The organism is Actinoplanes sp. NBRC 101535 (genome assembly GCF_030269225.1).
Classification (GTDB): domain Bacteria; phylum Actinomycetota; class Actinomycetes; order Mycobacteriales; family Micromonosporaceae; genus Actinoplanes; species Actinoplanes rectilineatus.
The window spans coordinates 24,470-30,937 of sequence record NZ_BSSY01000037.1; the positions used below are offsets into that span (position 1 = coordinate 24,470).

Consider the following 6,468-nt stretch of genomic DNA (forward strand, 5'->3'; position numbering starts at 1 on the left):
CACCTGATGCCACACGTATGGTGCAGACACACGCGGCGGTGCTGCTGTTCCTCGGGGACCGCGTCTACAAGCTGAAGAAACCGGTGAATTTCGGCTTTCTCGACTTCCGGGAACGCGCCGACCGGGCCCGGATGTGTCACCGGGAGACCCGGTGCAACCGGCGGCTCGCGCCCGACGTCTACCTGGGTGTCGCCGACGTCGTCGGCCCGGACGGCAAGCTCTGCGACCACCTGGTGATGATGCGGCGGATGCCGGACGACCGGCGCCTGTCGGCGCTGGTACGGCAGGGCGCACCGGTCGCCGCCGGCCTCGACCGGCTCGCCCGGCTGATGGCGGTGTTCCACGCCGGGGCGAAACGCGGGCCCGCGATCGACGCGGAGGGAACCCGGTCGGCCCTGCGGGGCCGGTGGGACGCCTCCTTCGACCAGCTGCGCCGGTTCCACGGCGGGGTGCTGGACGGCGACGCCGCCACCGAGGTGGAACGGCTGGCCCACCGGTTCCTGGCCGGGCGGGACCTGCTGTTCGCCGAGCGGATCCGCCGGGGCGCCATCGTGGACGGGCACGGTGACCTGATCGCCGACGACGTCTTCCTCCTCGACGACGGTCCCCGCGTGCTCGACTGCCTGGAGTTCGACGACCGGCTGCGCTACGTCGACGTGCTCGACGACATCGCCTTCCTGGCCATGGACCTGGAACACCTCGGCGCACCCGAGCCGGCCGCCCGGTTCGTCGACCGTTACCTGCAGCTGAGCGGCGACGTGGCGCCGGCCGCGCTGCTGCACCATTACACGGCTTACCGGGCGTTCGTCCGGGCCAAGGTCGCCTGCCTGCGTCACGAGCAGGGTGATCCGGCCGCGGCCGCCGACGTCACCGCCTACACCGGTCTGACGCTGCACCGGCTGCGCACCGGGACGGTCCGCATGGTCCTGGTCGGCGGACCTCCGGCAACCGGCAAGTCCACCCTGGCCGGCCAGATCGCCGACCGGATCGGTGCGACAGTGCTGAGCAGCGACCGGATCCGCCAGGAGGTGACCGGCACCGATCCTCGCGACGGCGACGGCGACGGGTACCGGCTCGGGATCCACACCACCGAGTGGACCGAGCACACGTACGCGCAGATGCTCTGGCGGGCACGCCGGCTGTTGCAGCGGGGTGAATCCGTCGTGCTGGACGCGACCTGGAACCGGGAGCGGCATCGCCGTTGCGCCCGGGACCTCGCCGCCGGCACGTCCAGCGAGTTGACCGAGTTGCGGTGCACCGCGCGGCCCGCCACGGTCGGCGCCCGGCTGGGCGGCCGGGGGCCGGGTGAGCTGTCCGACGCCGGGATCGCCGCGGCCGTCGCCCGCGCCGCCGACGCGTGGCCGGAGAGCCACGAGGTCCCTACCGATGCCCCGGTTCCCGCCCTCACCCGGGCGCTCACGCTGACAGGTCTTTCGGCCCCTCGGGAGCGGGCCGGTCAGCACAGGTGACCATGCGTTCACACGGCGAATAGTCATCCATAGAAGTTCATCGGTGAGGAGGAACCCATGACTGTCACCGGCCGCAGCGCGGCCACCCACCTCGAACAGGCTCCCGCACCCGGTTCGATGCTGACCATCACGGCCGCCCGCGGGCTCGCCGTACTGCGGATCTCGCTCGGATTCGTCTTCCTCTGGGCGTTCCTCGACAAGACCTTCGGCTGGAACTACGCCACCCCCGGGGAACGTGCCTGGATCAACGGTGGCTCGCCCACCAAGGGCTTCCTTTCCGGCGTGGACGTCGGACCGTTCTCCGGCGTCTTCAACGACATCGCCGGACAGGGCTGGGCCGACTGGCTGTTCATGCTCGGCCTGCTCGGCATCGGCGTCGCCCTGATCCTGGGCGTCGGACTGCGCATCGCCGCCGGAGCCGCCGGCGTCATGCTGGTGCTCATGTGGTTCGCCGAGTTCCCGCCCGCCCAGAACACCGCCGCCGGCGAGGCCACCCACTCGACCAACCCGGTCATGGACTACCACCTGATCTACGCCCTCGGCGCGATCGTCACGGCGCTCACCTACGCCGGGCACACCTGGGGCCTGGGCCGCCAGTGGGCCAAGCTACCGTTCGTCCAGCACAACCGCTGGCTGATCTGACGCCTTACCCGGCCCGCCGCCCGCGCGGCGGGCCGAGGTCTCCCCCGGGAAAGGGGACCATCGGCTGTCTGCCGCCGTGGTTTACGGAGAGACGATGCCGGAAGAGCACACCGCCACGACTCCGGGAGGCGACATGACCGCTCATCGATCCCCCGCGTTCCAGGTGAACGAGGAATTCCTGCTGCTCGACCCGGCGCGGGGAACCACGGTCCCGGCCGGGCCGGCGCTGCTGCGTCTGCTGGACGGCCGGCCCGGCCCGCGTCCCGCCCTGATGCGCTACCAGGTGTGCACCGCGACGGCCACCTGCCACACCACGGGTGAACTCCGCGATGAACTGTCACGGCTGCGAACGCTGGTCACCGAGGGAGCCCGCTCGCTGGGATGCACGCCGGTGGCCGGTGGGACCGCACCCTACGGCACGCCGGGGCTGCGCGCGGTCTCCGGCGACCCCCGCTCCCGGGCTCTGGCGCTGCGCCATCCGGCACTGACCGCGCTCTCCGGCGTCTGCGGCTGCCGGGTCCAGGTCGGTGTGCCGAGTCGTGACCTCGCGGCACGCGTTGCCGGCCGGCTCACCCCGTGGCTCGCCACCCTGCTGGCGATCAGCGCGAACTCGCCGATCACCGACGGGCACGACACCGGCTGGGCCAGCAACCGGTACCCGGCGCTCGCCCAGTGGCCGACCGTCCGGGTGCCCGGGCCCTGGACCGGCACCGCCGACTACGACCGGTCGGTTCAGCTGGCGTTGCACCGCGGTGCCCCGGACGAGCGCGGCGTGGGGTTCCTGGCCCGCCCCGGCCCGGACGCGCCCACCGTGCGAGTGCACGTCGCCGACACCTGCCCCGACACGGCCGCGACGCTTCTGCTGGCGATCCTGGTCCGGGCCCTGGTGGTCACCACCACCGCCGAGATCGCCGCGGGCGGGGCGCCTCAGGCCGTACCCCCGTCGCGGGCGGCCGCCGGGCTGCTCGCCGCCGCCCACCACGGCCTGGCCGGCCCGGGCCTCGATCCATGCACCGGCCGTGCGGTACCGGCCTGGGATCTCGTCGCCCGCCTGATCGCCCGGATCGCCCCGGCCCTCGACGAGCTCGGCGACGCCGCGACCGCGGCCTGCCTGCTGGGCCGGCTCCGTGAGCGGGGCACCGGCGCCGACCGGCAACGCACGCTGTGGGCCGGCACCGGGTCACCGGCCCGGGTGGTCGCCGGCCTGGCCACCATGACCGGTGCCGGGGTGCTGAGCCCACCGATGGTCGGTGAGCCCGCGGTCACGGCCGGGTTCGGCGGCCGGGTTCAGCAACCGGACCGCAGGCCCGCCTCCCAGGTGAGGTAACCACCGTCGAGGTTGCTGCGGGCCGGCCGTGGCCGGCGAGCAACGCGACCGCGGTGGCCCCGCTGACCGACCTGACAGCAGACGGCCAGGTCACCGCCGGGCAGCCCGGCCATCCGGTCGCGCAACTCGTCGAGCGGCACGTTCACGCCACCCGGGATGTGGCCGACGGCGAACAGTCCGGCACGCATCGCCGTGGACAGCACGTCGATGCGTTTGCCGTCGCCGCCGACCGCCGGGTGCCGAGGGTCCGCCCGTCGTCCGGGACGGCCAGCAGCTTCATCGCCATCGGCCGGGCACCGGGGCAGTACCCGACGTGCGAGGCCGGGTGGGTAGCGCGGAGCCGTTTCTCGTTCCAACCGGTGATCGCGGCGGTGACGCCGAGCTCCCACCGGGTTCCGGACGGCCGGAGGGCTAGGCTGCCTACCGTGGAGGACCACCACAGCGGGCTCCCCCTGGGCGAGATGATCCGCCGTCAGCGTGAGCTCGCCGAGCTGCCGTTGCGGCGACTGGCGTCGATGGTCGGCATCTCCGGCCCCTACCTGTCGCAGATCGAGCGTGGGCTTCGAGTGCCCTCCGACCGGGTGTTGCAGGCGATCGCCGACGCGTTGCGCACGACCGCCGACGTGCTGGTGGCTCCGAGCGTCGTCCCGGCGGCGCCTCCGCCGGTGCTGGCTGCGATCGCCGTCGACCCGGATCTGACGGCACGGCAGCGCCGTGCTCTCGCCGAGGTGTACGCGGCGATGACGGAGGTGACGGTCGCCCGGGGTGGGGTCACGCGGGAGCGGCCCGGCGCCTGATCGCCGGGCCGCAGCCCGGGGCCGTCACCGCAGGATCTGGCGGACGGCGCGAACGTAGACGGCATTGACGTCCGCGATGAGGCCTGCGCTCGCGGTGAGGGCGTTCTTAGCCCACGGGTACGAGGTGATGTTCGCGGTGTCCCTCTCGAACGCGACGAAGTCGGCGACTCCGCGTTCGTAGACGTTCACCGCGAGATGGCCGATCTCGCGCCCGACACCGCGGGTGCGGGTGGCCGGGGCCGCGGGTTTCGCCGCGGCATGCTTGGCCTGCTTGGCAGCCGGGATCGGTGCGGTTTGCTTGCCGTCCGGGGACGGCTCGGCCGGTTTGGCGGGCCGGTTACTCGTGGTCATCGCAACCTCCCTTCCTCTTCTGTTAGCAACGTTAGCTCTGTCCGGCTAACAACCGGCAGGGCCATTGGTCCCCGGCCCTGCCGGTCAGCCGAGCGACTTGATCAGCCCGAGGTTCCCGTCGAAACGGTGGTACACCACGCAACCCCGGCCGGTGCGGCTGTCGGTGAAGAACTCGAACCAACGTTGCGGCGCCGCGTTCAACCGCCGCACCGCGTCCAGCGGCGACAGGATCGGTGTCGTGTCCGGCCGCTGCCGGATCAGCGCGTGCCCGCCGTCGCGGCGCCGGTGCACGACCGCACTGCTCCCGCTGCGCTCCTCGATGAACAGGTGGAAATCGTAATCGCGCATCTCCATGGTCAGCACGGCGATGTCCGGCGACTGCACAGCAAGCGGGAAGCTCTTGCAGCGGGAAAGCACTCCGGGCGCGGACCGCCCCGGTACCGGCATCACGCCCGCCGACGGCAGGAACGGCGCGACCGGCCCGGCGCCGAGCAGGCAGAATCCGGCCCGTTCCGCGGTCAGATGCCGGGACATCAGATCGAGCCGGCAGCGCAGCCGGGACGCGGCACCGGCCGTGGCCCGGGCGACGGTGCCGGTGGTCGTCTGGACTCGGACCAGCCGCTCGGCCACCGTCACGTTGACCTGCACCACGGCGACCGGTGCCGGCCCGCGGTCACGGCTGATCCGTAATCGGGGACGATCCGCGCGTTCGACGCCGGCGACGGCACCGGCGATCGCCCGCTCGGCGGCCACGATCTCCTCCATCGTGACGGCACCGTGCGGGAGGACCCGCACAGCGGGTGGGCGGACGGTCCTGCTCAGGATGTCGGGCATCGTCCGAGTAGACAGACGGGCACCGGGCCGACGGCAGGGCCGAAAGTCCCGGGGCCATGGTCACCCGACGACGTTCACCCACCAGGGTGGCCTCCCCCGTTTCTGGCACACCGGCCGGCATCCGGGCCAGGATGTCGAGTGGATCGCGGGCCGCGGCCTGCGAGGGCACGGGCGTGTAGGACACGGTGGACATCCGACTCCTCGGTGTCGCCGTTCAGCAGATCCGGGGAAGGTGCTCGCCGAGCGGCATGTCGAGGACGCGCTGGGAGCCGATCGCGGTACGGACCAGCACCGGCCCGCCCGCCAGAACCGTGCCGATGCGGACGGCGTCGCGGCCCTCTGGCATCTGCCGCATCGCGCTGAGCACCCGGCCGGCCGCGCCGGGGGCCACGAAGGCCACCAGGCAGCCCTCGTTGGCCACGTACGCAGGGTCGAGGCCAAGCATCTCGCAGGCCGCCCGGACCGGTTCGGGCACCGGCAGGGCCTTCTCCTCGACCCGTACACCGACCGAGGAGGCGGCGGCGATCTCGTTGAGGGCAGCGGCCAGACCGCCCCGGGTCGGATCGCGCAGGGTGTGCAGGTCCGCGCCACCGGCGGCGACCATCATCGCGACCAGCCGGTGCAGCGGCCGGCTGTCGGAGGTCACGTCGGCCTCGAACCCCAGGCCCTCGCGGGTGCTGAGCACGGTGACGCCGTGGCATCCGATCGGGCCGGACATCAGCACCGCGTCGCCGGATCGGGCGCCCGCCGCGGTGGGGCTGCTGCCGGGCAGACGGCGTCCCAGCCCCGCAGTGATCACGAACAACCTGTCGGCGGCGCCACGCCCGACCACCTTGGTGTCGCCGGTGACGATCGGCACGCCGGCGCCCGCCGGGGCCGTCCAGCCCCGGGACACCGTTGTCGGCGTCCACCTCGGCGATCTAGGTCGTGTGTTGTTGATCTTTGGTTAGGTCGCGGAGCCAGATTTTGATGGTGGCGACGTCGACGGTGGCCAGGTACATGAACGCCCGCTTGTCGTAACGGGTCGCGACGGCCCGGAACTGTTTGA

At 72.6% G+C, this 6,468-nt stretch carries 8 protein-coding genes; 4 read left to right on the forward strand and 4 right to left on the reverse strand.

The genetic code is table 11. The annotated features are described in order from the left end of the window. Positions 1 to 17: 17 nt before the first annotated feature. The 3 genes from QSK32_RS45040 to QSK32_RS45050 all read left to right on the forward strand — a co-directional run bounded on the left by QSK32_RS45040 (position 18) and on the right by QSK32_RS45050 (position 3,438). The gene (locus QSK32_RS45040) at positions 18 to 1,469 is read left to right on the forward strand and encodes a bifunctional aminoglycoside phosphotransferase/ATP-binding protein (RefSeq protein ID WP_285475526.1); all 1,452 of its coding nucleotides are present in this window, start codon (positions 18 to 20) and stop codon (positions 1,467 to 1,469) included. A 117-nt stretch (positions 1,470 to 1,586) separates the two neighbouring features. Continuing rightward, positions 1,587 to 2,111, forward strand: coding sequence for a DoxX family protein (locus tag QSK32_RS45045; protein ID WP_285475533.1), 525 nt, complete (start codon positions 1,587 to 1,589; stop codon positions 2,109 to 2,111). 133 nt (positions 2,112 to 2,244) lie between these two features. Continuing rightward, positions 2,245 to 3,438 carry a carboxylate-amine ligase gene (locus tag QSK32_RS45050; RefSeq protein ID WP_285475527.1) on the forward strand — a complete coding sequence of 398 codons (1,194 nt, stop codon included), beginning with the start codon at positions 2,245 to 2,247 and terminating at the stop codon, positions 3,436 to 3,438. Here QSK32_RS45050 and QSK32_RS45055 read toward each other — a convergent pair. Next, positions 3,399 to 3,641, reverse strand: coding sequence for a rhodanese-like domain-containing protein (locus QSK32_RS45055; protein WP_285475528.1), 243 nt, complete (start codon positions 3,639 to 3,641; stop codon positions 3,399 to 3,401). The genes QSK32_RS45050 and QSK32_RS45055 overlap by 40 nt on opposite strands. 222 nt (positions 3,642 to 3,863) lie before the next feature. Here QSK32_RS45055 and QSK32_RS45060 point away from each other — a divergent pair, with 222 nt between their 5' ends. Further along, complete coding sequence (locus QSK32_RS45060; protein WP_285475529.1) at positions 3,864 to 4,235, forward strand: helix-turn-helix domain-containing protein; 372 nt, start codon at positions 3,864 to 3,866, stop codon at positions 4,233 to 4,235. A 24-nt stretch (positions 4,236 to 4,259) separates the two neighbouring features. On the opposite strand, the gene QSK32_RS45065 is transcribed toward QSK32_RS45060, so the two are convergent. From QSK32_RS45065 to QSK32_RS45075, 3 genes are all read right to left on the reverse strand, one after another. Then, positions 4,260 to 4,586 carry a hypothetical protein gene (locus QSK32_RS45065; RefSeq protein WP_285475530.1) on the reverse strand — a complete coding sequence of 109 codons (327 nt, stop codon included), beginning with the start codon at positions 4,584 to 4,586 and terminating at the stop codon, positions 4,260 to 4,262. 84 nt (positions 4,587 to 4,670) lie between these two features. Beyond that, positions 4,671 to 5,420 (reverse strand): sigma 54 modulation/S30EA ribosomal C-terminal domain-containing protein, encoded by a 750-nt coding sequence (locus QSK32_RS45070; protein ID WP_285475531.1) that lies wholly within the window; start codon positions 5,418 to 5,420, stop codon positions 4,671 to 4,673. 214 nt (positions 5,421 to 5,634) lie between these two features. Next, entirely contained in the window at positions 5,635 to 6,315 is a 681-nt protein-coding gene (locus QSK32_RS45075) for a HypE family hydrogenase expression/formation protein (protein WP_285475532.1), read from the reverse strand. Positions 6,316 to 6,468: the final 153 nt, after the last annotated feature.